Annotated in this window: 20 protein-coding genes and 1 tRNA gene; 8 read left to right on the top strand and 13 right to left on the bottom strand. The window is 73.4% G+C overall.

Features of this window, described 5'->3' with window-relative positions; all coding sequences use genetic code 11:
* Positions 1 to 40: 40 nt before the first annotated feature.
* From ACWENR_RS00475 to ACWENR_RS00465, 3 genes are read right to left on the bottom strand one after another with little or no spacing between them, the layout of a single operon-like run.
* A complete protein-coding gene (locus tag ACWENR_RS00475; RefSeq protein WP_452274926.1) occupies positions 41 to 1,576 on the bottom strand; it encodes a hypothetical protein in 1,536 nt (511 codons plus the stop codon).
* A complete protein-coding gene (locus ACWENR_RS00470) occupies positions 1,573 to 2,451 on the bottom strand; it encodes an ABC transporter ATP-binding protein (RefSeq protein WP_452274925.1) in 879 nt (292 codons plus the stop codon). The genes ACWENR_RS00475 and ACWENR_RS00470 overlap by 4 nt, the downstream gene beginning before the upstream one ends.
* A complete protein-coding gene (locus ACWENR_RS00465; protein WP_452274924.1) occupies positions 2,451 to 3,203 on the bottom strand; it encodes a hypothetical protein in 753 nt (250 codons plus the stop codon). Before ACWENR_RS00465 ends, ACWENR_RS00470 begins: the two co-directional genes overlap by 1 nt.
* Positions 3,204 to 3,337: 134 nt before the next feature.
* On the opposite strand from ACWENR_RS00465, the gene ACWENR_RS00460 reads away from it, so the two are divergent.
* Entirely contained in the window at positions 3,338 to 4,660 is a 1,323-nt protein-coding gene (locus tag ACWENR_RS00460; RefSeq protein WP_452274923.1) for a sensor histidine kinase, read from the top strand.
* 11 nt (positions 4,661 to 4,671) lie between these two features.
* Positions 4,672 to 5,352: a LuxR C-terminal-related transcriptional regulator gene (locus ACWENR_RS00455; protein ID WP_452274959.1), complete on the top strand. Its 681-nt coding sequence runs from the start codon at positions 4,672 to 4,674 to the stop codon at positions 5,350 to 5,352.
* 83 nt (positions 5,353 to 5,435) lie between these two features.
* Here the strand turns inward: ACWENR_RS00455 and deoD are convergent, their stop codons facing one another.
* Positions 5,436 to 6,143, bottom strand: coding sequence for a purine-nucleoside phosphorylase (deoD, locus tag ACWENR_RS00450; RefSeq protein ID WP_452274922.1), 708 nt, complete (start codon positions 6,141 to 6,143; stop codon positions 5,436 to 5,438).
* A 75-nt stretch (positions 6,144 to 6,218) separates the two neighbouring features.
* Here deoD and ACWENR_RS00445 point away from each other — a divergent pair.
* Positions 6,219 to 6,305: transfer RNA gene (locus ACWENR_RS00445), tRNA-Ser, on the top strand.
* 85 nt (positions 6,306 to 6,390) lie between these two features.
* Here ACWENR_RS00445 and ACWENR_RS00440 read toward each other — a convergent pair.
* The 4 genes from ACWENR_RS00440 to ACWENR_RS00425 all read right to left on the bottom strand — a co-directional run bounded on the left by ACWENR_RS00440 (position 6,391) and on the right by ACWENR_RS00425 (position 9,933).
* Complete coding sequence (locus ACWENR_RS00440) at positions 6,391 to 7,224, bottom strand: hypothetical protein (RefSeq protein ID WP_452274921.1); 834 nt, start codon at positions 7,222 to 7,224, stop codon at positions 6,391 to 6,393.
* A gap of 99 nt (positions 7,225 to 7,323) precedes the next feature.
* A complete protein-coding gene (locus ACWENR_RS00435) occupies positions 7,324 to 7,674 on the bottom strand; it encodes a hypothetical protein (RefSeq protein ID WP_452274920.1) in 351 nt (116 codons plus the stop codon).
* A gap of 105 nt (positions 7,675 to 7,779) precedes the next feature.
* Positions 7,780 to 9,261, bottom strand: a complete 1,482-nt coding sequence (locus tag ACWENR_RS00430; protein WP_452274919.1) for a serine hydrolase domain-containing protein — start codon at positions 9,259 to 9,261, stop codon at positions 7,780 to 7,782.
* A 153-nt stretch (positions 9,262 to 9,414) separates the two neighbouring features.
* Positions 9,415 to 9,933, bottom strand: coding sequence for a MarR family winged helix-turn-helix transcriptional regulator (locus tag ACWENR_RS00425; protein ID WP_452274918.1), 519 nt, complete (start codon positions 9,931 to 9,933; stop codon positions 9,415 to 9,417).
* Between the two features lie 57 nt (positions 9,934 to 9,990).
* Between ACWENR_RS00425 and ACWENR_RS00420 the strand changes: the two genes are divergently transcribed.
* Positions 9,991 to 10,707, top strand: a complete 717-nt coding sequence (locus ACWENR_RS00420) for an SDR family NAD(P)-dependent oxidoreductase (RefSeq protein WP_452274917.1) — start codon at positions 9,991 to 9,993, stop codon at positions 10,705 to 10,707.
* Positions 10,704 to 11,939, top strand: a complete 1,236-nt coding sequence (locus tag ACWENR_RS00415) for an MFS transporter (protein WP_452274916.1) — start codon at positions 10,704 to 10,706, stop codon at positions 11,937 to 11,939. Before ACWENR_RS00420 ends, ACWENR_RS00415 begins: the two co-directional genes overlap by 4 nt.
* Before the next feature lie 52 nt (positions 11,940 to 11,991).
* Here the strand turns inward: ACWENR_RS00415 and ACWENR_RS00410 are convergent, their stop codons facing one another.
* Together ACWENR_RS00410 and ACWENR_RS00405 are read right to left on the bottom strand one after the other, a co-directional pair.
* The gene (locus ACWENR_RS00410; protein WP_452274915.1) at positions 11,992 to 12,543 is read right to left on the bottom strand and encodes a DUF5872 domain-containing protein; all 552 of its coding nucleotides are present in this window, start codon (positions 12,541 to 12,543) and stop codon (positions 11,992 to 11,994) included.
* Between the two features lie 236 nt (positions 12,544 to 12,779).
* A complete protein-coding gene (locus ACWENR_RS00405; protein ID WP_452274914.1) occupies positions 12,780 to 16,259 on the bottom strand; it encodes a S8 family serine peptidase in 3,480 nt (1,159 codons plus the stop codon).
* 197 nt (positions 16,260 to 16,456) lie between these two features.
* On the opposite strand from ACWENR_RS00405, the gene ACWENR_RS00400 reads away from it, so the two are divergent.
* Both ACWENR_RS00400 and ACWENR_RS00395 read left to right on the top strand, forming a co-directional pair.
* The gene (locus tag ACWENR_RS00400) at positions 16,457 to 16,969 is read left to right on the top strand and encodes a SigE family RNA polymerase sigma factor (RefSeq protein ID WP_452274913.1); all 513 of its coding nucleotides are present in this window, start codon (positions 16,457 to 16,459) and stop codon (positions 16,967 to 16,969) included.
* A gap of 10 nt (positions 16,970 to 16,979) precedes the next feature.
* Positions 16,980 to 18,269, top strand: coding sequence for a hypothetical protein (locus ACWENR_RS00395; protein ID WP_452274912.1), 1,290 nt, complete (start codon positions 16,980 to 16,982; stop codon positions 18,267 to 18,269).
* Positions 18,270 to 18,426: 157 nt separating this feature from the next.
* On the opposite strand, the gene ACWENR_RS00390 is transcribed toward ACWENR_RS00395, so the two are convergent.
* The 3 genes from ACWENR_RS00390 to ACWENR_RS00380 all read right to left on the bottom strand — a co-directional run bounded on the left by ACWENR_RS00390 (position 18,427) and on the right by ACWENR_RS00380 (position 20,917).
* Positions 18,427 to 18,921 (bottom strand): hypothetical protein, encoded by a 495-nt coding sequence (locus ACWENR_RS00390; protein WP_452274958.1) that lies wholly within the window; start codon positions 18,919 to 18,921, stop codon positions 18,427 to 18,429.
* A gap of 32 nt (positions 18,922 to 18,953) precedes the next feature.
* Positions 18,954 to 19,568 (bottom strand): hypothetical protein, encoded by a 615-nt coding sequence (locus tag ACWENR_RS00385; protein ID WP_452274911.1) that lies wholly within the window; start codon positions 19,566 to 19,568, stop codon positions 18,954 to 18,956.
* A gap of 392 nt (positions 19,569 to 19,960) precedes the next feature.
* Positions 19,961 to 20,917 (bottom strand): helix-turn-helix transcriptional regulator, encoded by a 957-nt coding sequence (locus ACWENR_RS00380; RefSeq protein ID WP_452274910.1) that lies wholly within the window; start codon positions 20,915 to 20,917, stop codon positions 19,961 to 19,963.
* A gap of 61 nt (positions 20,918 to 20,978) precedes the next feature.
* On the opposite strand from ACWENR_RS00380, the gene ACWENR_RS00375 reads away from it, so the two are divergent.
* A complete protein-coding gene (locus tag ACWENR_RS00375; protein WP_452274909.1) occupies positions 20,979 to 21,389 on the top strand; it encodes a VOC family protein in 411 nt (136 codons plus the stop codon).
* Positions 21,390 to 21,455 lie beyond the last annotated feature (66 nt).

The following is a 21,455-nucleotide window of genomic DNA, read 5'->3' as shown; positions in this document are numbered from 1 at the left end:
CCGGTCGTATAGTTTTATCGCGTGAGGGTGGTCACTCCGGTCAGCGGCGGGCCTCCCTCGTGACGACGGCGGCGACGGCCACCGCCAGCAGGAGCACCGCCACGGCACCCACCGCGACCGGTCCCGGGCCGCCGGCCACGACACCCATGTAGTCGAGACCGGCGATGTCGTTGGCGACCGCGTACCAGAGCGGCGGGTAGCCGGCCTGGAACAGCCGGTGGGTCCGGCCCAGCACGCCCAGGGCCAGCGCGAGCGCCGGAATGAAGGCGGCCCCCGCGAGCCAGCCCCCCAGGTCACCACCGGCCGCCATCCGCGCCGCCGGACCCAGCCCGACGAGCGCGGTGAGCACGAAACCGGCGAGCCACTGCGCCAGCACCCGAGCGGCCGGGGCCCCGCAGGCGCCGAGCAGCGCGTCGACGCCGTGCTCGCGGGCGTGGGTGCCGAGGCGGGACCAGACCAGCACCGGCCAGATCCACGCCGCGACGAGTACGGCCCGCGTGGCGCCGGTGGGCAGGGCCAGCCCGCCGACGACCAGCACCGCGACTCCCAGCCACCACCACCAGGAGACGCTCCGGACGAGGATGCGCAACTCGCCGGCGAACAGGCGGCCGAAGGCGTTCCCGCGCCGTGCCGCGGTGCGCGGGGACGACACCACCGGGTAGGCCGCGGGGAGCGACTCGACCGGTGCGGTGGCGGCCGGTGCGGGCGCGCCGGGAACGACCGCGCGAGCGGTGTCGAAGCGGCCGAACCAGACGGCCGGCACCGTTGCCGCGGCGGCCGCCACCAGTACGAGCAGGAGCCGCTCGCCGACGAAGTCGGCGGTGAAGTCCACCCCCGTCCAGGCGATGGCCCGGGGCGGCTCGTCCAGATACATCAGGCCCAGCCCGAACTCGGTGGCGGTCACGCCCCGGGCTGCCAGGTCGTCGCTCATGGCCGCGGCGAAGAGATGCACGCCGAAGCCACCCAGCGGAGCGTTCGCCGACTGCCCGACGACGACGGCGGCCATCGACAGGAAGAACCAGACCAGGTTCCCGAATCCGGTGCGCAGCACCGGGGTCGTCTCGAACACCACCGCGGCGGCCGCGGTGACCGCCAACACCGGCAACGTGAACAGGGCGAACGGCAACAGCAGGGCGATCGGGTCGACGGCCAGGGACTCGCCCCGCGCCCACTGCAACGCCAGCGCCGTGCCGACCAACGTCGCCGCCATCGAACCCAACACCAGCAGGTTGCTGAGGAACTTGCCGAGCAGGTAGCCGCAGGTGCGAAGCGGCGTCGCGGCGAGCAACTGGCCCACGCCGGTCCGCTCGTCGTGGGCGATCGCCGTCCGGATCACGTAGAAGCCGCCGACGGAGAGCCACAGCGCTCCGGCCAGCGCGGTCACCGCCCCGAGGTAGGCGCTGTCGTAGAAGCCGCGGTATCCCCCCGAGTTGACGATGGTCCAGTTGGTGTCGGTCGCGGGCGCCGCCAGGTAGCCCAGCCCGACGGCGCCCAGGAGGACCACCAGGTAACCCGGACGGCGTACCCGCTCGCGGTAGTCCGCGACGGCGAGCGCCGCCAGCATTCGCGGTCTCATCGCGTCAGCTCCCGCACCCCGCCCACCACCGCGAGGTAGGCATCCTCCAGGTCGGGCGGCACCGGCGTCGCGTCCGGCCCGGGAGCGGTGGCCGAGAGCAGCCGTACGCGCACGCCGGCCCCGGTGCGGACCATCCGACTGACCGGGTGTCGGGCCTGCACCGCCGCGACCGCGTCCGCTCCGACGACGGTCTCCCAGACGTGCCCCGCCACGCTGCGCAGCAGCTCCTCCGGTGCGCCGCGGCGCAGCAGCCGGCCCTGGGCCACGATCGCGATGTCGCCGGCCACGGACTCGATGTCCGAGACGATGTGGGTGGAGAGCAGCACGAGCCGGTCGGCGGCCAGGTCGCTGAGCAGGTTGCGGAAGCGCACCCGCTCCTGCGGGTCCAGGCCGGCCGTGGGCTCGTCGACGATGATCATCGACGGGTCGGCGAGCAGCGCCTGCGCGATGCCGACCCGGCGCAGCATGCCGCCGGAGTACCTGCCCAGCGGACGCCGGGCCGCCTCGGTCAGGTTGACGATCTCCAGCAGCTCGTCGATGCGGGCGCGGGCGGAGCGCGCCGAGAGCCCCTTGACGGCCGCCAGGTACGACAGGAACTCCCGGGCGGTCAGGTGGGGATAGACGCCGAAGTCCTGCGGCAGGTAGCCGAGCTGACGCCGGAGCACCGCCGGCTTCGCCACGATGTCGGTGCCCTCGAAGAGCAGCCGTCCGCTCGTCGGTCTGGTCACGGTGGCGGCCATCCGCATCAGCGACGACTTGCCCGCACCGTTGGGGCCCAGCAGGCCCACCACGCCGGTGCCGAGCCGCATGGTGATCCCGTCGACGGCTCGCTTCCGGCCCTTGTAGATCTTGGTCACGTCGACGAACTCGAACATCAGCCCGCCTTCCGTACGGTCGCGGCGTGGCCCGCGCCGGCGGTGACGGTGACCGTTCGTGCGCTGGCCGGGTCGCTGGTCATGACCGAACCGGGGGGCGTGGCGGCGACGCGGTAGGTCTCCGCCCCGTCGGGAAGCGTGACCTTGGCGGAGCCGCCGGCCCGGGCCTCGACCCGGCCCGGCGGGGCGGCGAAGGTGAGTTCGACGTCCCGGCTGCTGGACGTGACGGTGACGTCGGGGGAGCGCGCTCCGGTGACGTCGACGGCGTACTCGGCGTCGAGGCGCAGGGTGCCGACGGGGTTCTCGACGCGCAGCCAACCGTCGGTCACCTTCGCCGTCAGGTCGGCGCTCAGCCCGACCGCGCGCACCGCGGCGTCGTTGGTCACCCGGACCGTCACGTCGGGCGGCACGTGCACGATGTGCCGACCGCCGCAGTCCGGGACGAGGCCGCTGCACTCCACCCGCAGCCGGAGCGTGCCGCCGTCCATCGACCAGGACGCGTTGCCCTGGAGGGTGGCCTTGCCGGTCAGGGACCGCTCGACCCTGACCCCGTCGCCGGTGCCCCCGACCAGGCGCAGTTCGGCGCCGTTGCTGTCGACCACCAGTTGCCTGCCGGGCAGGTCGAAGTCGCGCCGGTCGTCGCGCGCTTCGTTGATCGCTCGCACGTCGGCGCAGCCGCTGACGGCGACGGCGGTGGCAACGGCGATGGCGGTGGCGGTGGCGGTGGCGGTCAGGGCTGGCACAGGGCGCATGACGGGCTCCCGAGACGTGGAAGAAGGGATGCCCGAAGCCCATCACGCAGGGCGGGTGCGGGGCACTACGGCCAAGCGGCCGAAGCGGGGTAGAGCTAGGCATACCTCGGCCGGAGCCGGGATATGGTGGCCCGGTGCCCCAGCCGACGCCATCGACGCTGATCGAGGCGGTCGCCCGGCGTCGCTTCGTGCTCGGCGGATGGCCCTGGCGGTCGCTGGCCTACCTGCTGACCACCCCGCCGATGGCGCTCGCGGCAGGGCTCCCCCTGGCGATGCTCGCCCTGCCCTGGGCCGTGCTGCTCCGCCGGGCCACGGCGGGGAGCGCTCCGACGCCGGTCGAGTTGGTTCTCCTGCCGCTGGCCGGGGCCGGGCTGCTCGTGGCGTTCGGCCCGCTGGTGGCGATGCCGGTGGCGGCCGTCGAACGCTGGCGGCTACGGCTGGTCGACACCCGGCCCGTGGAGTCGGCGCACCGCCGACCGCCGGGCGAGGGCCCCGGGCGGTGGCTGCGCACCCGCTACACGGAGACGGCCACCTGGCGGGAGCTGGGATACGCCGCCCTGCTGTCGACGGTCGTGCCGTTCGGGTACGGGGTCGTGCTGACGCTCCTGCTGCTGGTCGTGGTGTGGATCGCCAGTCCTCTGCTGCTGCCCGGCGACGGCCCGATCTCGCTCGGCTTCGGCCAGGCCACCACGCTCGCCGAGACGGTGCCCTACGTGCTGACCGGCACCGCGTTGCTTCCGGCCGTTCCATACCTGCTGGCGCTGCTCGCGGGTGCCCACGGCGCGGCGGCCCGGGCGCTGCTCTCCGCCGGAGCGGACACCCGACTCCAGGCCGAACTGGTCGAGGTGTCCCGGTCGCGGGCCCGCCTGGTCGACGCGTTCGAGGCCGAGCGCCGTCGGATCGAGCGCGACCTGCACGACGGCGCCCAACAGCGGCTGGTCGGCCTGACCCTCCAGCTCGGGCTGGCCCGCCTCGACCTGTCGGCCGACTCGCCCGCCGGCAGGGCCGTGGCGGCCGCCCACGAGCAGGCGAAGCAGCTCATGACCGAGCTGCGGGAGCTCATCCACGGCATCCGTCCGCAGGTGCTGACAGACCTCGGGCTGCCGGCCGCACTGCGCGAACTGGCCGACCAGTCGCCGATCGAGGTGACCGTCGACGCCGACCTGCCGGGGCGGCTGCCCGCCCACGTCGAGTCGACCGCCTACTTCGTGGTGGCCGAGGCGCTCGCCAACGTGGCCAAGCACAGCGGGGCCACGGTGGCGACCGTCGCCGCCAGCCGGCGGGGCCACACCCTGGCCGTCGAGGTCCGGGACAACGGGCAGGGCGCGGCGGACCCGGCGCGGGGCACCGGCCTCACCGGCCTGGCGGACCGGGTCTCGGCGGTGGCCGGGAGGATGTACCTGACGAGCCCGGCAGGCGGCCCGACCCGCATACTCGTGGAGCTTCCGTGCAGATAGAACGACAGCCCATCCGCGTGGTCCTGGCCGAGGACGGCGTGCTGCTGCGGGAGGGGCTCGCCGGCCTGATGGCCAGATTCGGGTTCGAGATGGTCGCGACCGTCGGCGACGCGGACGCGCTGCGAGCCGCCGTCGCCGCGCACGCTCCGGACCTGGTGGTGACCGACATCCGGATGCCGCCGAGCTTCACCGACGAGGGGTTACGCGCCGCCGTGGAGCTCCGGCGGGCCCGTCCCGGGTTGGCGGTGGTCGCGCTCAGCCAGTACGTGCAGCAGAGCTACGCCGCCGAGCTGCTCGACTCCGGCGACGGGCGTCGCGTGGGCTACCTGCTCAAGGACCGGGTGGTCGACGTCGAGGAGTTCGTCGCCGCGCTGCGTCAGGTGGTCGACGGCGGGACCGTCGTGGACCCGGACGTGGTGCGGCGGCTGCTGCGTCGCCGGCACGATCCCGTCGCGCAGCTCTCCGCCCGCGAACGCGACGTGCTCGCGCTGGTCGCCGAGGGCCACTCCAACGCCGCGATCGCCCGACTCCTCGTCATCTCCGAAGCCGCCGTCAGCAAGCACGTCGGCAACATCCTGGCGAAGCTCGACCTGCCGCCCACGGACGACATCAACCGCCGGGTGGTCGCCGTCCTGACGTATCTGCGGAGCAGTTCGGCGTCGTTGTCGAACCCTGGCGCGCCGCCCGGCTGAACGACGAGCGGCTCCCGGAGCCGGAAGGGCGACGCCGCCCCGCCGTCGGCGCGGACGGCGGGGCGGCGGGGACGCCGGGAGCGTCAGGCGATGATCGTGTCGAGGGCGATCTCGACCATCTGGCTGAAGGTCTGCTCGCGCTCCTCGGAGGTGGTCTTCTCGCCGGTCTTGATGTGGTCGCTGACGGTCAGCACCGTCAGCGCGCGGGCCTTGAACCGGGCGGCGATCGTGTAGAGCGCCGCCGACTCCATCTCCACTGCCAGCACGCCGTAGTCGGCGAGCGTGTCGTAGAGGTCCGGGCGGTCGGTGTAGAAGGCGTCCGCCGCCAGGATCGGCCCGACCCGCATGCTGATGCCGCGCCGCTCGGCCACCTCGACCGACGTACGCAGCAGCCCGAAGTCCGCGACCGGGGCGTAGTCGATCAGCCCGTCGAAGCGCATCCGGTTCATGTTCGAGTCGGTGGACGAGCCGATCGCCGCGATCACGTCGCGCAGCCGCAGGTCCTCGGAGAGGGCGCCGCAGGAGCCCACCCGGATCAGCGTCTTCACGCCGTACTCGTTGACCAGCTCGTGGGCGTAGATGGAGGCGGACGGCATGCCCATGCCGGAGCCCTGGACGGAGACCTCGACGCCGTTCCAGCGGCCGGTGAAGCCCAGCATCCCCCGGACCGTCGAGTAGCAGGTGGCGCCCTCGAGGTAGGTCTCCGCGATCCACTTGGCCCGCAGCGGGTCGCCCGGCATCAGGACCCGCTCGGCGATCTCTCCCGGCTTCGCGCCGATGTGCGTACTCATGGCAAGGATCCTGCCAGGCCGCCCCCGGGGATACCGGTTCGGCGTCGGAACCCGGCGTCCTGTACCCTCGTCGGCGGTGGCGTGTCCGAGTGGCCTAAGGAGCACGCCTCGAAAGCGTGTGAGGGTTTACGCCCTCCGCGGGTTCAAATCCCGCCGCCACCGCTCGTCACAAGCGAGAACGCCCGGTCGATCCGCGAGGATCGACCGGGCGTTCCGCTTGTGGTGCCCGGATGGTCTGGCCGACCCGCTACGCGAGCTGGTCGATGCTGCGGGCGTACACGAGGCGCTTGCCGGGCGTCTCGGACATGTTCCACAGCCATCGGGTGTGCTTGTCGTAGGACACGTCCTGCGGCTTCGACGTCGCGTCGTAGTACTTCACGTAGCTGCCCGGCACCCAGGTGATCAGGTCTCCGGACAGGTCCGCGTCGACCCGCGCGAAGTAGTACTTGCCCTCGGTGCTGGTGGCGCCGTTCACCCCGTTGATGTCGACCTGGTACGCCCTGGTGGCGGTGGCCTTGCCGTCGCTGCCGGTGGCCAGCCGGCGGGTGGTGGCGTCGAGGTCGAACCTGAACAGGCGCTTGCGCGTGGCGGGCTCCGCGGGTTCGCCGTATTCGGCCACGACCACGCTGTCGGGGGTGGTGGAGCGGTCCAGGGAGACGCAGGAGAAGCGCATGGTCTCGTAGACGGGCACGCCGTTCACCCGGGGCCTGTCGTTGTCGTACGCGGCGACCTGCGGCAGCGCGTAGAGGTAGTTGTGCGCGCTGTAGATGTCGTTCGGCTGCCAACCGATGGCGGCCGAGTCGCCGGTCGACACCTCGAAGATCTTGGTGGTGTCGAAGACGCGGATGCCGTTCCAGGTGTCGGCGACGTAGAGCAGTTTTCCGTACCACATGATGCCGCCGGCGTGGCTGTGGACGGCCCTGAAGGTCGGCCGGTCCGCGACTCCGGCACCCTGATCGAGGAGATAGGGCTCGACCAGGAGGACGTGACGGTATTTCGGGCGGCGGGGATCGGTCATGTCGACGAAGCTGATCCGCGAGCCCTTGCCCGTCTTCTCGTCGAGGTTGTCATACCACGACACGAGGATGAGCTTCCGTCCGTTGTAGTGCCCCGCGTCCTGGTAGTCGGCGCTGGTGCTGATGCCCTGCGGATACCAGTTGCCGGTCTGGTCGTCGTCCTTCTACACCCAGCCCTGGATGTAGCCGGTGTAGCGGGGGGTGCCCCCGGTGTAGTCGCCGTTGCTGGTGTCAGCAGGGAAGGTGCCGGTGCGGTTCGCGGAGGCGAGCACCTCATCGACGGTCGCCCACCGGAGCGAGCCCCTCACCTGGATCTGGTCGATGGCCTCGGCGAAGGGCGCGCGCAGGCCGAGATTGCTGGTGGTGCGGTAGATCAGTCTGAAGTTTCCGGCTTCGATCTCCGGTAATGCTTCTGGCGCGGCCGACGCCAACCGGGGATTGGCCATGTTCGAGGCGGTCACGACGGCGGGGGCGGCGGCGAGGCCCTTGAGCAGGGCGCGGCGGTTGATCGACATGCCAAGCGAGCCTAGGGACGGCATCGAAGCCGTTACAAGTAATTCATCGACGTTGTCGCATCTCCGACGGTTCTCGTCAGGCGTCTTCCGGAGGCGCTCAGTCCCTCAGCTCGTGACCAGTTGAGGCGGTGTGTCCAGGGCCGGCGGGTTGTCGGCCGGCCGGCGTGGTCGCCAGAGCGCGACGACGCGGGCGGTCAGCACCGCGGCGTTCGTCACGGCCGCGGCGGCCGTCCAGCCGACCAGCGCGACTGCGTAGTAGCAGAGCTGGAAGAACGTGATGTCCCGCCCGCCGCCGACGATCCCGCCGATCAGGTCCGGAAGGGCGACCAGCAGGGCGAGGGGGGCGAGCCGGGGCAGCAGCCGCAGGGCGAGCCGCCACGGCGGTCGGCCGGCGAAGCGGTCTGCCCAGGTTCGCGTGCGTTGCAGGCTGCGGATGCCGAGCAGGAGGGTGAGGAGGGTGAGGCCGGCCAGCGTCAGGTCGACGATCAGCCGTACCGGCGCGCCGGCCGGAGGCGTGCCCCCGGTGACGAGGGCGGCCAGGGCGTCGGCGAGCGGAGCGATGCCTTCGTTGGCGAGGCCGATTCCGCCGTTGCCGATCACCGCGATGCCGTACCCGCCCGGGAGCAGGAGTGCGTGGGAGCTGTGGGTGAACCAGATGCCGCTGTGGTCGACCCGGCCCTGCTGGTCGGTCGCCCAGCCCATCCCGTACGTCCAGCGCGGGTCCGACGAGGTGTGCATCGCGGTGATGCTGGCCGCCGAGACCAGCCGTGTCCCGTTCGCGGCCAGGCCGGCGTTGTTCTGCACGATCAGCCACTTCGCCAGGTCCGACGCCGTGGTGATCACCCCGTCGGAACCGTTGACGAACCGTTTCGGCTCGGCGGCGGGAATCGAGGCGCCGTAGGCGTAGACGTACCCCCTACGCACGTCGCGCGGCAGATCCCGTGGGGTCTGGTCGATCGTGGTGGTCGCTCCCATGCCGATCGGCTGGAGGACCCGGCGCTCCAGATGGTCCTTGAACGACTCGCCCGCGACCACCTCCACCAGTCGCGCAGCCAGGTGGTAGTTCGTGTTGGTGTAGAAGTGCCGGGTGCCCGGCTCGACGGCCAACGTGGCGTTCCGGGCTCGGGTCACCGCGCCGGCGAGCGAGTCGGGCTGCGGCAGGCTCTTCTCGGGAAGCGTGCCGTCGGTGATCCCGGACGTCTGGTTCAGCAGTTGACGTACCGTGATCTGCGATCCTCGGGGGTCGGCGATCCGGAAGTCGGGCAGGTAGCTGCGCACCGGGGCGTCCAGCTCCACCTTCCCCGCCTCGACCAGCCGCAGCACGGCGAGCGCGGTGAACGACTTGCTCACGGAGGCGACCGGCAGCGGGGTCGTCGCGGTCACCGCGTCGCCAGCGGAGTCGTGGCCGTACCCGCCCGCGTACAACACCCGGTTTCCTCTGGTGATCGTCGCGGCGATTCCCTGGTAGCCCGCCCTCTCCGCGTAGGCGGACACCACTCGCTCGATCGCGGCCCCGTCCGGTTCCTGCTTCGCGCTCGCGATGCCCGGCACCATCAGAACCACCAGTCCGGCGGTGAGCGGTGCCACCCACCGCAATCCTCTGCCCTGCCCCACAATGCCCCCCACGTGTCAGCCGTACGTACCGGCCACGCTAGGTATCGCGACAGTCAGGGGCAGGACCCGAAGGCCAGCGGTGAGCCCTTACTTTCGTCGAGTTCCGGACGAGTCGATCCCGCGGCGTCAGGCGCCCACGGTGGGAATGGGTCCCGGTTCGGCGATCGCGTTGATGAGGCGCTCCAGTTGCGTCGCGAGCTGGCGTTGCTCGGCGGCCGTGAGGGATGCCAGCAGCTCCCGCTCCCGGTCGAAGATCTGCCCCGCGACGTGGTCGATGAGGTCGCGGCCGGCGTCGGTCAACCGCACCAGCACCCGGCGGCCCGAGCCGGGCGTCCTCGTGACCCACTCCTGTCGCTCCGCTCTGGTCAGGCGCTGGGAGATCGCCGCCGGCGTCACGAGGGTCTGCTCGGCGAGCTCCCGGGTGGAGAGGGTGTAGGGGTGGCCCGACCGGCGGAGCGTGCCCAGCAGGTCCAGCAGGGCCGGGTCGATGTCCAGCGTGGCGAGCAGGCGGCGGCGCTCGTCGGCGAACACCTTGGCCAGCTGCCAGACGCGGGTCACGACCGCGATGGACGAGGGGTCGAGGTCGGGTCGTTCCCGTCGCCAGGCCGCCTCGATCCAGCCGGCCCTGTCCGCGCTTGTGCTCACCCGACCAGTGTACGTTAAGGTCTTAACCTATTCGTTTAGACCTTAACGGAGGGTGCCATGTTCGTTGTCACCGGCGGAGGAACCGGCATCGGTCGCGCAGTCGCGTCGGCGCTGCACGAGCGGGGGGACAGGGTGCTGGTCACCGGGCGGCGGGCGGCCCCGCTGGCGGCGCTCTCCCGCGAGACCGGCGGCGGGATCGAGTTCCTCGCGTGCGACAACTCCGACCCGGCCGACGCGCGCCGGCTCGCCGAGTCGGTCACGGAGCCGGTCGACGGGCTCGTGCTGTGCGCGGGCGGCAACCCGGCCATCGGCCGGCCCGAACCCGAGAGCCTCGCCGACGTCGCCGCCCTGCTCGACGAGACCATGGCCAGCAACGTCCGCTCGGTCGCGCTGACCGTCGCGGCGCTGGAGTCCCGCCTGGCCGACGGGGCCTCCGTGGTGCTGTTCGGGTCGATCGCCGCCGAGCGCGGGGTCGGGTTCTACGGGCCCGCCAAGGCGGCCGTCGCCTCCTACGCCGTGGGCCTGGCCGCCCGCCTCGGCGCCCGGGGGATCACGGTCAACTGCCTGGCTCCCGGGTACGTCGCGGACACCGAGTTCTTCCGTGGCGGCATGACCAGGGAACGGGAGGAGCAGCTTCGCGCGCAGACGATGATCGGTCGCGTCGGGGCGCTCTCCGACGCGGTCGCCTGCGTACTGTTCCTCCTCTCGCCGCAGGCCCGCCACGTCACCGGGCAGACGATCCACCTCAACGGCGGCGCCGTCACCACCCGATGAAGGAATTCCTGCGCTCGTGGGTGCCCAGCGTGGTCGCGTCCGTGGGCACCGGAGCCCTGTTGTTCCTCAGCAGTTGGTGGCTGGCGACCCACGCCGACGGCCTCGTCCTCGGCTGGGTCCTCGGCGGCACGGGTGTCGTCGCGCTGGTCACCAACGCACTGGCGAGCGGGTGGGTCGACCGCACGTCCCGCCGGCGGAGCCTGTCGATCCTGCTGGTGGTGCTCCTCGCCGCCGCCGCGGGCTACGTCGTCGCGCTGGCCGGCGGCGTGTCCCCGGCAGCGCTCGTCGGGGTGGTCCTCCTTCACCTGGCCGTGGCCGTCGCGGAGATCGTCTACCTCGCGGCGGTCGAAACCACGACGGTCGACGTCGCCCCCGGCCACTGGCCCCGTCGGAGGCTCTCCCTCCTCGGCCAGGTGCACGGCCAACTGGAGCGAATCGTCTCGCCCGTCTTCGCGGGAGGGCTGATCGGCCTCGGGTACGCCCGCTCGGTGGCGCCCGCGGCGCTGCTCCTGCTCGCCCTGGCGCTCGGCGCCACCCTCCTGGCCGGTCCGGCCCTCGGCCACCGGCGCCGGAGGGACACCGCCCGGCCGGCACGGGCGACCGGCCCGCAGATGTCGACCAGGCGGGCGTGGCGGTACGTCACCGCCCGCCCGGACCTGCGCTACCTGCTCGCCTTCGGGGCATGGAGCAACCTGGCCGTGTCGCCGGTGCTGGCGATGCTCCCGGCCTGGTACGGCGACCTGCTGGGCCCCGGACGGGCGACGGCCGTCTGGTCGAGCCGCGCCCTCGCCGCGTACGCGGTGGGGATGATTCTCGGCAGCGTCCTCATCGGCGCCCGATCGGTCGAGCCCGACGGCCGCCGAGCGCTGCTGCAGGCGACCCTCGCCCACCTGTCGATCTGTGCGGGGCTCGCCGTCGCCGCGGCACTGGCGTCGACGTGGGCCATCGTCGTCGCCCTGTTCTGCGTGGGTGGGCTGTTCTCGATACTCGTCGCGGCTGGCGGTCAGGTCTGGCTGCACGCCGCCCCGCCCGAGGCCCGTGCGCGCATCCTCAGCCTGAAGCGGCTCGTCGCCTTCTCCACCATCCCGCTCGGCACCGCGCTCATGGGCGCGGTGGGCAACCGGTTCGGCTATCCGCAGTCGACGGGTCTCTTCGCCGCGACCTCGGCGGCCCTCACGCTGACGAGCCTCGTCGGCTGGCGGATCCGGGCCAGCTCCCGCGTGCGGACGTAGCCGCCGACCGCCGACCAGCCTGGTCAGGGCCCGTCAGCGCCGGTGCGTCCGGTCAGCGCCGGTCGAGTTCCGACTCCAGCCGCTGGATGAGCGTCTTGCGGCCCTTGCCGTCGCGTTCGCGCCGCAGCGCCGCCCTGAGCTGGCCGGTGTCGAGGCCCCGCACCAGCTTGGCCGCCTCGGCGACCGGCAGCTCCGACAGTCGCGCGACCGACGTGGCGTCCCGGCGCGCCCGTTTCGCCGGCTCGGTGTTCGCGACGAACTGTCTGCCGGACTTCGACTCCCGGCGCTTCTTGGCGTCCGTCGCGCGCCGCTCCTTCTCGGAGAGCTGCTTCCAGGCCCGCTCGGGCAGGTAGCGGCTCGTCTCGTCGCCGTGCCGCGCCCGGGTGTCGCCCTCCCGGGTCTGCCACTTCTCGTTGCCCCAGCGCTGGAGGGACTTCTGCCGCTCGTCCTTCGGGCCCTCGTAGCCCCCGCCGCGCCGCTGGTACTCCTTGGTGAGCAGCTGCGACTTGCGCGCCGACCACTGCCCCGGCCTGCCGCCCCTGTCGGAAGCCATGATCTCTTCCTTGACCTGCTCCCGCAGTTCGGGCTTCGTGTACCGCGCCATGCCCGGGCGGTTACCCGACGCTCGGCCGCCCATGCCTGGGGCGGGTGCCGGCCACCGCCCCCGGGCGCTCGGCCGCCCATGCCTGGGCGACGCCGGCCACCGCCCAGCGCCACGAACCACGTCCAGCGCCACGGACCACGGACAGCGCCACGGGCCACGGTGCGCAGGCACGGACGTGGTCCCCGCCGACCCGGTCGGCGGGGACCCCGTGCACGCGTCAGCCCGTCAGCCGGGGCTCAGGGCTGACCGGCCCGGTACGCGCCGATGACGGTCTGCTCGATGCCGCTGCCGGCGTCGCCCCGAGCCGCCACCCGCAGCGAGACCGCCCCGCCGGCTGCGGGTTGCGGCAGCCGGGCCCGGTACGTGCCGTCGCCGGAGCGGTCGACCCGCACAGGCTGCCAGCTCGCGCCGCCGTCGAGGGAGACGGCCAACGTGAAGGAGGTGACGGCCTGCGCCCGGACGCCGTGCGCCTGCCGCACGGTGAAGGTCGCCGTGCCGGCGGTGGGGTGGTTGGCCGCGTCCAACGGCAGGGCGTAGTCGACCGACAACAGCGGAAGCGGGACGCTGCCGGTGCCCTTCGGGCCGGCCGACCGGAACGTCCAGGAGGTGGTGACCCGGGTCGACACCGGCAGGACCGCGCTGGTGTCGACGTCGTAGGTCAGCCGGTAGTCGGCGGCCCCCCTCGGGACGCTGAAGTCCGCGACCGCGGCGTCGACCCGGCCCACCGTCCGCCCGTCGCGCTCCAGGGTGAGCGTACGGGCGATGTCGAGGTCGAGGCCGTCGGCGAGGCAGTCGAACCTGCCGTGCTGATCGGTCAGCGTGACGAGTTCGACGTGCAGGTTGCCGCTGGTGCGGCGCGGCGCCAGCGGCTGGCACCCGCTGGGGGAACCGGCCGGGTGGTCGTACCAGTCGGAGCGCAGCGGCTGCCGGACCCACACCTTCTCCTGCCGGCTGCCCGGCGCGTACCGCCGCAGTCCCTCCTGGGTCACGATCCCCCGCCAGAACGCCTCGTCCAACCAGTCGAAGCCGGGCGACACGTAGTCGGTGCGGTCGCCGGAGAGCCGGTCGGTGGAGTTCTCGGCGAGGAACACGCCCTCCGGGCTGAGCCCGTACCGCTTGTGCGAGGTGTCGTGCTCCGGCGCGTCCAGCCTGTGGAAGCGCTGGTCGATCCGGGCGAGGGTGGCGTGCTCGGCGGCGGTCACCCGGTAGGTCGGGTCATCGGGGATCCCGTTCCCGAACGGGTGGACGAGGTCGTACAGGTACGGGCTCTGCCCGCTGCCCGGCGCGTCGAGACCGAAGGCCGCGTACGCCTGGAAGGTGCCCAGGCCCGTCCCGTCGTTCGGCACCACGGACACGTTGCCCGCCCGGGCCGCGTCGCCCCAGGCGAAGGCGAAGTCGGTCCAGCCGGGGCCGCGGCGGGGCATCTGCACGTAGGTGAGGCCGATCGAGTTGGCCTCGGTGGCGACGCCGTCGACGCTCGCCGCAAGCCGCCGAGCCCGGGACAGGTCGAGCCGCAGCGACGTGTCGCCCGCGACGTCCACGTCCGGATCGCCGGCCAGGACCGCGCGTTCGTCGCCCTCCGCCCACGACACGAACGAGGCCATCACGCTGTACCGGCCGGCGGGCACCCGGAACGTCAGCGTGTCACCGGGCTCACCGGATTCGAGCCGGGCGTACACGGCGCGGTCGTCGAGATTGACCACCGTCACGCTGACCCACTTCAACGCGTCGTCCGGGGCGCCCGGGATCGCGGTCGTGGCGACGGTGAGGTCGTGGCTGGGCGGCTCCACGAGGAACGTCACCGGCGTACGCGACACCACGCCGTCGCCGGCGCGGGCCGTGACCACGGCCGTGTGGAACCCGGGGCGGGCCGCGAACGCGGCGCGGTCGACGCGCAGCGTGACGCCGCCAGCGGCGCCGGCGGCGAGACGCACCTGACCGGCCGACAGGGTGGCGGCGCCGGCCGGGCCGGGAACGCCGTGCCGGTCGATCACCGCCACGTCGAGGGCGACCGTGGCCGCGCCGGCCCCGGTGTTGACCCACGCCAGTTTCGTCTCCGCCGTGCCGGACTGGGGGTGGGCGAAGGCGCCGAGGTGCACCACCGGCTGGGCGCTGACCACGCCGGACAGGGCCCGGGCCGCGTCGAGCCGCCCGGCGCCGCTCGCGTACGTGTCGCCGTCGGCGATCCGGTCGACGGCGCCCACCAGCGCGGCCTTGAGCTGCTCGGCACGCCAGTCGGGGTGGCGCTGGGCGAGGAGGGCGGCCGCGCCGGCGACGTGCGGGGTGGCCATCGACGTGCCGGAGGCGGCGACGTAGCGCGCGTCGACGGCCCGACCCATGGTGGTGCCGGCCGCGCGGGCCGCGACGATCTCCACTCCCGGCGCGACCAGTTCGGGCTTGGCGACGTGGGTGTCGACCAGCGGCCCCCGGCTGGAGAAGTCGGCGAGCCGGTCGCCGTCGTCGACGGCGCCGACGGTCAACGCGGTCGCGGCGGCGCCCGGCGAGGAGACGGTGCGGTCGGCGGAGCCGGAGTTGCCGGCCGCCACCACGAACAGCGCGCCGGTCTGCCGGGACAGCGCGTCGAGCGCGAGCGACAGCGGGTCGTTGCCGTCGCTCGGCGCCCAGCCGCCGAGGCTCATGTTCACCACCGGGGCCCGGCTCGCCGCCCACTCCATCCCGGCGATCACCTGCGAGTCGGTGCCGTCGCCGTTGTCGTCGAGGACCTTGCCCACGACGAGGCGCGCGTCCGGCGCCACGCCCCTGCGCGCGCCGCCCGAGGCCGCTCCGGTGCCCGCGATCGTGGCCGCCACGTGGGTGCCGTGGCCGACGCGGTCGCCCGCGTCGCCGCCGTCGACGGTGAAGTCCCGCTTCTCCGCGATCCGTCCCGCGAGGTCCGGGTGGGTGGCGTCGACACCGGTGTCGAGCACCGCGACCCGCGTGCCCTCGCCGGTGTACCCGGCGTCCCACGCCTGCGGCGCGGCGACCTGGCGCAGGTTGCGGTCCCACCGCTCGGTGGTCACGGGCGTGCGGGCGGCCGGCTCCCGCCGCTCGGTGACGGCCGTGGGCGCGAGGGTGGCGCGCACCCGCCGGTCCAGCCACACCTTCGGCGCGGGGCCGGACGAGCGCACCGCCGCCGAGCGGGCCGACAACGACCGGACGAGTTCCGCGCCCGCCGCCTTCGACCGGCGACCCGAGACCGCGGCGATGCTCGGCAGCGCGTGGGCTCCGGAGAGGCCCGCGACGAGCGGGTCGGTCGTCAGCCCTCGCGCCGGCCCGCCGGGACGGACGATGAGCGGCAGCTCCTTCGTGCGCCCGTCGTCGTACCCGTCGAGGATCAGCGCGGTCACGTCGAACAGGGCCGGGTCGAGAGTCCGGCCGACCATCGACGCCACCCGGGCCGGGACCACCCGCACGTGTCCGTCGGGGCCGCAACTGCGCCTCAGCACGCCGCTCTCGCCGACGGGGCGCACGGTCACCGCCGGGCAGCCGGACGACGTCCCCCGTACGGTCACCACGTCGCCGGTCAGCAGCGTCACCGTGTAGGTCCGCCCGGCCGGCAGCAGCGACGGGGTGGCGGCGTGCGCCGCGCCGGTCGGCCGGCTCGCCGCTCCCGCGACGCCGACGCCGGACACTGTCAGCGAGGCCAGCAGCACCGCGACGGCGGGCAGGGCGAGTGTCAGCCGGCGGCCGCGCCCGCGTCTTCTGAATCCATCCATAGAGACATTCACGCCCCTTAGAAGGGCCCGGCCACCCCCCCCGGGTTGCCCGAACGGCCGGATCGGATCGGGGCGGCCGGTGCGGCACGCGATCCGACCCGTGGCCGTCCCGGCCCCGGAATCAACTCGTGGATCGTGACAACCGGGCAATCGTCCGCTGCCGTCTGAGGGTTGGCGGCCAAGCGGAGGGACATTCGATGCGCGATGGTTCGGAGCAGGAGTACGTCGACTACGTCACGGCGCGGATCCCCGCGCTCCGGCGGTTGGCGTACCTCCTGGCCGGCGACGAGCACCGCGCCGACGACCTGGTCCAGCAGACCATCACCACGTTGTACGTGAAGTGGCGGCGGGCGCGCGCCGCCGACCGGATCGACGCGTACGTCCGGACGATGCTGGTCCGCACGTACCTGAGCGAGCGGCGGCTGGCGTGGGCGCGGGTCCGGCTGTTCCGCGAGACGCCCGAGCCACCGCCGTTCGAGGACCACGGAATCGAGGAGCGCCAGGTCGTCCGGGCGGCGCTGAGCCAGGTGCCCCGGCGGCAGCGGGCCGTGCTGGTGCTGCGGTTCTACCACGACCTGCCGGTAGACGAGGTGGCCGAGGTGCTCGGCTGCTCGCCCGGCACGGTCAAGAGCCAGACGTCCCGAGGGCTGGCCACGCTGCGGCGCCTGCTCGGCGAGCGGGAGCCGGCAACCTACTCCGTCGTGAACTGAGGAGCCGATGATGTCATCCGAACTCGATCTGCTGCGGTCGCTCGACGACGAGCCGCGTACTCCCTCCACGGTGGACATCGGGCGCGCGATCGCGGCCGGACGCCGCCGTCGGGTCGTGCGCGGCGTGGGCTACGCGGGCGCGGCGGCGGTGACCGCGCTCGCCGTCGCCGGCGCCTCCGTCGTGAACGGGGTCCTCGAGCCGGCCCCGTCACCCACCGCGGCGCCCGCCGCCGCGCCCGCGACGACCGCCGGCGCCCCCGCCTACACGATTCCGGGCACCCCCGGCTGGCGGGCGCCGGCGGCGGCCCCGCCCACCGGGTGCCGGCTCGAACGGCTGCCGGCCCCGGACGGCGCGCCGATGGCCCTGGTCAGCGGCGCGGACCCCACCGGCCGGTACGTCGTCGGGCGCTCGTACCCGAAGGGCGGCGGCTACCAGGCGGTCATCTGGCACGACGGCAAGGCCCGGAAGGTGCTGCTGCCCGGCGACCAGGAGGAGTTGCTGCGGGACGTCAACTCGACGGGCACGGCGGTCGGCTGGAGCTACACCGGGGGCGACGAGGCGGACTCGGGCCCCGTCCCGTACGTGTACCGCGACGGCAAGGTGTCGAAACTGCCGGGGGTGCGGCGCGGGTCCGCGTACGCGATCAACGACGCCGGGGCCATCGTGGGCGACGACGACAGCGGTAGCGCCGCGCTGGTCTGGCCGTCGGCGACCGCGCAGCCGATCCGGCTGCCGGTGCCCGACGGCACGTCGCAGGTCACGGTCAGGGACATCGACGAGGACGGCACGGTGGTCGGCACCGTCGGCGGTGACCAGGCGTACGTCTGGTTCCCCGACGGCACCCACCGGGCGCTTCCGACACCGCGCGTCGACGGGGTGCAGGACCCGGGCGCCCGGGTCTTCGCGATCCGGAACGGCTGGGCCACCGGGGTGGCCGGCGACGTCGTCCGCGCGGGGAAGGGCACGAAGGCCCCCTCGGCGGGCGGGGGCAAGGGGTCGGAGGAGCACCGGGTGCAGGTCGTGCGGTGGAACGTCCGGACCGGCGAGGTGCGCGTGTTCGGCGAGATGCGGCCCTACGCGGGCACGGTGAACGCGCAGGGCTGGCAGCTCGGGACGGACAAGCAGGGGCGCGCAGTGCTCGTCACCGACGCCGCCCCGGTGGTGCTTCGCGGCCTGACCGACCGGGCGGACGGCGTGTCCACCATCGCGACGACGGTGAGCGACGACGGGCGCACGATCGGCGGCCAGTCGGACGACGCGTCGGGCACGATCCAGGCCGTCGTCTGGCGCTGCGCCTGACCGAGCCCGGGTGACGGCGGCTCGCCCCCGGTAACGGCGGCTCGCCCGGTCGGTCCCACCGCGGACCGGCCGGGCGAGCCACCGCGGCTGTTCCTGCCGCTGTTCCTGCTGTCGCTGCTGCTGCTGCCGCTGTTCCTGCCGCTGCTGCCGCTGCCGCTCAGCAGGGGCTGTGGCCCTCCTCGAAGAGGCGCTGCGCCCAGTCGGCGTACCCGACAATGATCTTGCGGACCGCGTCCCCGTCGTGCAGGAAGAGGTACGCGCGGTCGCCCCGCCGGGCGAGCACCCCGTCGAACCGGTGCGTCCCCCGTGGAGCGTCGAGCTCGCGGGCGGAGGGGTAGCGGCTCCAGACCTCCTCGACCGGGCTGCCGGCGGTGACGCCCTCCGGGGTGCGCGTCGCGTCGCCGAGCCAGAGCAGCACCAGCCGGTCGTCGATGAAGATCGGGCTGGTCGTGTCGTATCCGGCGAGCGACGGGCCGCAGGCGTCGACGTCCGTACGCAGGATGCCCCGCCGGGTCAGCTCGTCCTCGGTGTCGCCGAACTCGATGTCGCGCAGCCCGTTCAGGTCGGCCACCTCCACGGACCCGGCGGGCCGGCCGTCCAGCCCGGGCCCCGACGGGTGCGCGCCACTGCCCGCGATCGAGGCAGCCGTCAGCAGCGTCGCGATAAAGCCGAATTGTCGCAATTTCATAGAATCCCCCAGTCCCCAACGGGGCGGGGGCGCTCAGGTTGCTGCTCGTCCCCAGATTGCCGGTTTTCCCACTCCTCGGCCAGCTCGTCCCAGTAGTCGGCGCTCAGCCGTCGGCGACCGTGGGACAGCCATCCCGCGGTGCTCCGCTCCACGTGCAGGCCCAGCTCGGCGAACGGGTCTATCCATGCGCCCGGCTCCGCGCCGAGCCGGGCGAGCGCGGCGTTCAGCGGCCACTCCGACCGCGGCCCGTCGAGGAGGCGGTCGACGCGCGGCCCCCAGCTCACCCCGCCGCCGAGCCACACGATCGCCGACTGGTACCCGGCGCCGCCGGAGAACTCGGCCTCCAGGTAGGCGACCGGACCCGCCCGGGACCAGCCCGCCAGGACGCCGGCGAGAACGGGCGAGAGCACCACGTGGAAGGGCTCCTCCGGCGACCGCTCCACCGTCGAGAAGTCGGGCAGCGCCCCGGTCAGCTCCTCGACCAGTTGCGGGGTGACGGGCAGCAGCGCGAAATCCTGACGCAGCTCGCCGACGACCGCGTGGTCGAGGCCGGCGGTCTGCTCGCGGAGCAGCTCGGCGTCCGCGACGACCGCGCTGAGCTGGTAACCCATCCGAGCCCTCCGCCGTCCACAGCCTGTGGATGGAACATGTGTACGACGATCCCGGTCCCGCCGCTCCCCGAAACCTACCCAACCCCCCACAACCCCGTAACCCACCACCGCCCCACCCTCACCCCGCCCTGCATCTCGCCCCGCATCTCGCCCCGCCCGCCCGCACCTCGCCTCGCCCGCACTCCGCCCCCGCCTCGTCGATCTTGCACTTTCGGCCCTGCTTTTGCGCCCTATGTCCGCTTCGTGGGGGCAGGAAGTGCAAGATCGCGAGGGGCGAAGGGCTAGGGGCGAGGGCGGGCCCGGGGGTGGGGCGAGGGAGGGGGCGAGGGCGAGGGAGGGGGCGAGGGCGGAGGGCGAGGGCGGAGGGCGAGGGGCGAGGGAGGGGAGGTGGGTTAGTGGGGGAGGGCGGACAGGTAGCGGGTGGCGAGGGTGTGGAGGAAGTCGCGGAGTTCCGGGGGGTCCAGGACGGTGAACGGGACGTCGAACTTGCTCAGGTAGGTGGCCAGGTCGTGCAGCGAGTCGGTGCCGGTGATCAGCTCGCACGTCGCGTCGTCGAGCGGGACGATCTCGCCGGAGGTGGTGGTGCTGCGTTCGGCGATCACCGCAGCGGGCGCCTCGAAGCGGATGCGCGCCCGGTAGGGCCAGACCAGCGAGCGGACCCCGCGCAGCACGTGCGCCGCCGCGTCGCCGCCGGGCGGCTCTCGCGGCACGAACCGTGGCCCGGTCGGCGGCAGTGGGCGCAGCCGGTCGGCGCGGAACGTACGCCAGTCCCGCCGGTCGGTGTCCCAGGCGAGCAGGTACCAGCGGCGGCCGGTGTAGACGAGGCTGTGCGGCTCCACGTCGCGTTCGCTGACCTGCCCGCCGTGGCCGGCGTACTCGAATCGCAGCCGCTCGTGCCCGTGCGCGGCCGCCGCGACGGTGGTCAGCGTGTCGGCGTCGACGGTGGGGCCGCCGCCGGCCGCCGAGATCGTCGCGGCGCGCAGGGCGTCGACGCGCGGGCGCAGCCGCTTCGGCAGGGTGCGTTCCAGTTTGGTCAGTGCCCGCAGCGACGCGTCCTCGATGCCGGTGACGGTGCCCGCCGCAGCGGCCCGCAACCCCACCGCGACGGCCACCACCTCGTCGTCGTCGAGCAGCAGGGGCGGCATCGCGTTGCCGGCGGCCAGCCGGTAGCCGCCGGTCGGCCCGGTGGTCGAGTCGATCTGGTAGCCGAGCTGGCGGAGCCGGTCGACGTCGTTGCGGACGGTGCGGGTGGTCACGGCCAGCCGCGCCGCCAGGTCGGGGCCGGGCCAGTCCCGTCGCTGTTGCAGGAGGGCGAGCAGGCGCAGCAGCCGTACCGAGGTCTCCAACATTTCCCGATTCTGCCCGAGGTTGAGGAACCTGATGTTCCGCAACCACTCCTAGCGTGAGGTCATGACCGAGACACCGAAGATGCGCGGCATGGCCACCGTCAGCTACTGGGCCGAGGACTGGCAGGCCGCGAAGGGGTGGTACGCCGAGCTGATCGGCTTCGAGCCGTACTTCCTGCGGGACGGGTACGCGGAGTGGCGGCTCGGCGACGACCAGGACGAGCTGGGCCTGATCGACAGCCGCTACCGGCCCCCGGGCGCGGCGTCGGGCCCCGGCGGCGTCGTCGTCTACTGGCACGTGGACGACGTGCACGGCATGTACGCGCGGCTGCTCGACATGGGCGCCACGGCCCACGAGCCGCCGCAGGACCGGGGCACGGGCTTCGTGACCGCCACCGTGGTCGACCCGTTCGGCAACCTGCTGGGCGTCATGTACAACCCGCACTTCGTCGAGATCGTCGCGGGGCGAGGTTGAGCCCGTGGACGACCCCGAGATCATCCGCCTCGCGGGCGTCGACGAGGGGCCGGCGGTCCGGCGCGC

Source organism: Micromonospora sp. NPDC004336 (assembly GCF_053602615.1).
This window is presented reverse-complemented; position numbering and strand designations above follow the sequence as displayed.

Coding starts and splice junctions, on each gene's coding strand:
- ACWENR_RS00420 (WP_452274917.1), top strand. CDS start 9,991: ATGTTCGTTGTCACCGGCGGAGGAACCGGCATCGGTCGCGCAGTCGCG.
- ACWENR_RS00435 (WP_452274920.1), bottom strand. CDS start 7,674: ATGTCGATCAACCGCCGCGCCCTGCTCAAGGGCCTCGCCGCCGCCCCC.
- ACWENR_RS00465 (WP_452274924.1), bottom strand. CDS start 3,203: ATGCGCCCTGTGCCAGCCCTGACCGCCACCGCCACCGCCACCGCCATC.
- ACWENR_RS00405 (WP_452274914.1), bottom strand. CDS start 16,259: ATGGATGGATTCAGAAGACGCGGGCGCGGCCGCCGGCTGACACTCGCC.
- ACWENR_RS00400 (WP_452274913.1), top strand. CDS start 16,457: ATGCGCGATGGTTCGGAGCAGGAGTACGTCGACTACGTCACGGCGCGG.
- ACWENR_RS00380 (WP_452274910.1), bottom strand. CDS start 20,917: ATGTTGGAGACCTCGGTACGGCTGCTGCGCCTGCTCGCCCTCCTGCAA.
- ACWENR_RS00415 (WP_452274916.1), top strand. CDS start 10,704: ATGAAGGAATTCCTGCGCTCGTGGGTGCCCAGCGTGGTCGCGTCCGTG.
- ACWENR_RS00470 (WP_452274925.1), bottom strand. CDS start 2,451: ATGTTCGAGTTCGTCGACGTGACCAAGATCTACAAGGGCCGGAAGCGA.
- ACWENR_RS00385 (WP_452274911.1), bottom strand. CDS start 19,568: ATGGGTTACCAGCTCAGCGCGGTCGTCGCGGACGCCGAGCTGCTCCGC.
- ACWENR_RS00375 (WP_452274909.1), top strand. CDS start 20,979: ATGACCGAGACACCGAAGATGCGCGGCATGGCCACCGTCAGCTACTGG.
- ACWENR_RS00395 (WP_452274912.1), top strand. CDS start 16,980: ATGTCATCCGAACTCGATCTGCTGCGGTCGCTCGACGACGAGCCGCGT.
- ACWENR_RS00410 (WP_452274915.1), bottom strand. CDS start 12,543: ATGGCGCGGTACACGAAGCCCGAACTGCGGGAGCAGGTCAAGGAAGAG.
- deoD (WP_452274922.1), bottom strand. CDS start 6,143: ATGAGTACGCACATCGGCGCGAAGCCGGGAGAGATCGCCGAGCGGGTC.
- ACWENR_RS00475 (WP_452274926.1), bottom strand. CDS start 1,576: ATGAGACCGCGAATGCTGGCGGCGCTCGCCGTCGCGGACTACCGCGAG.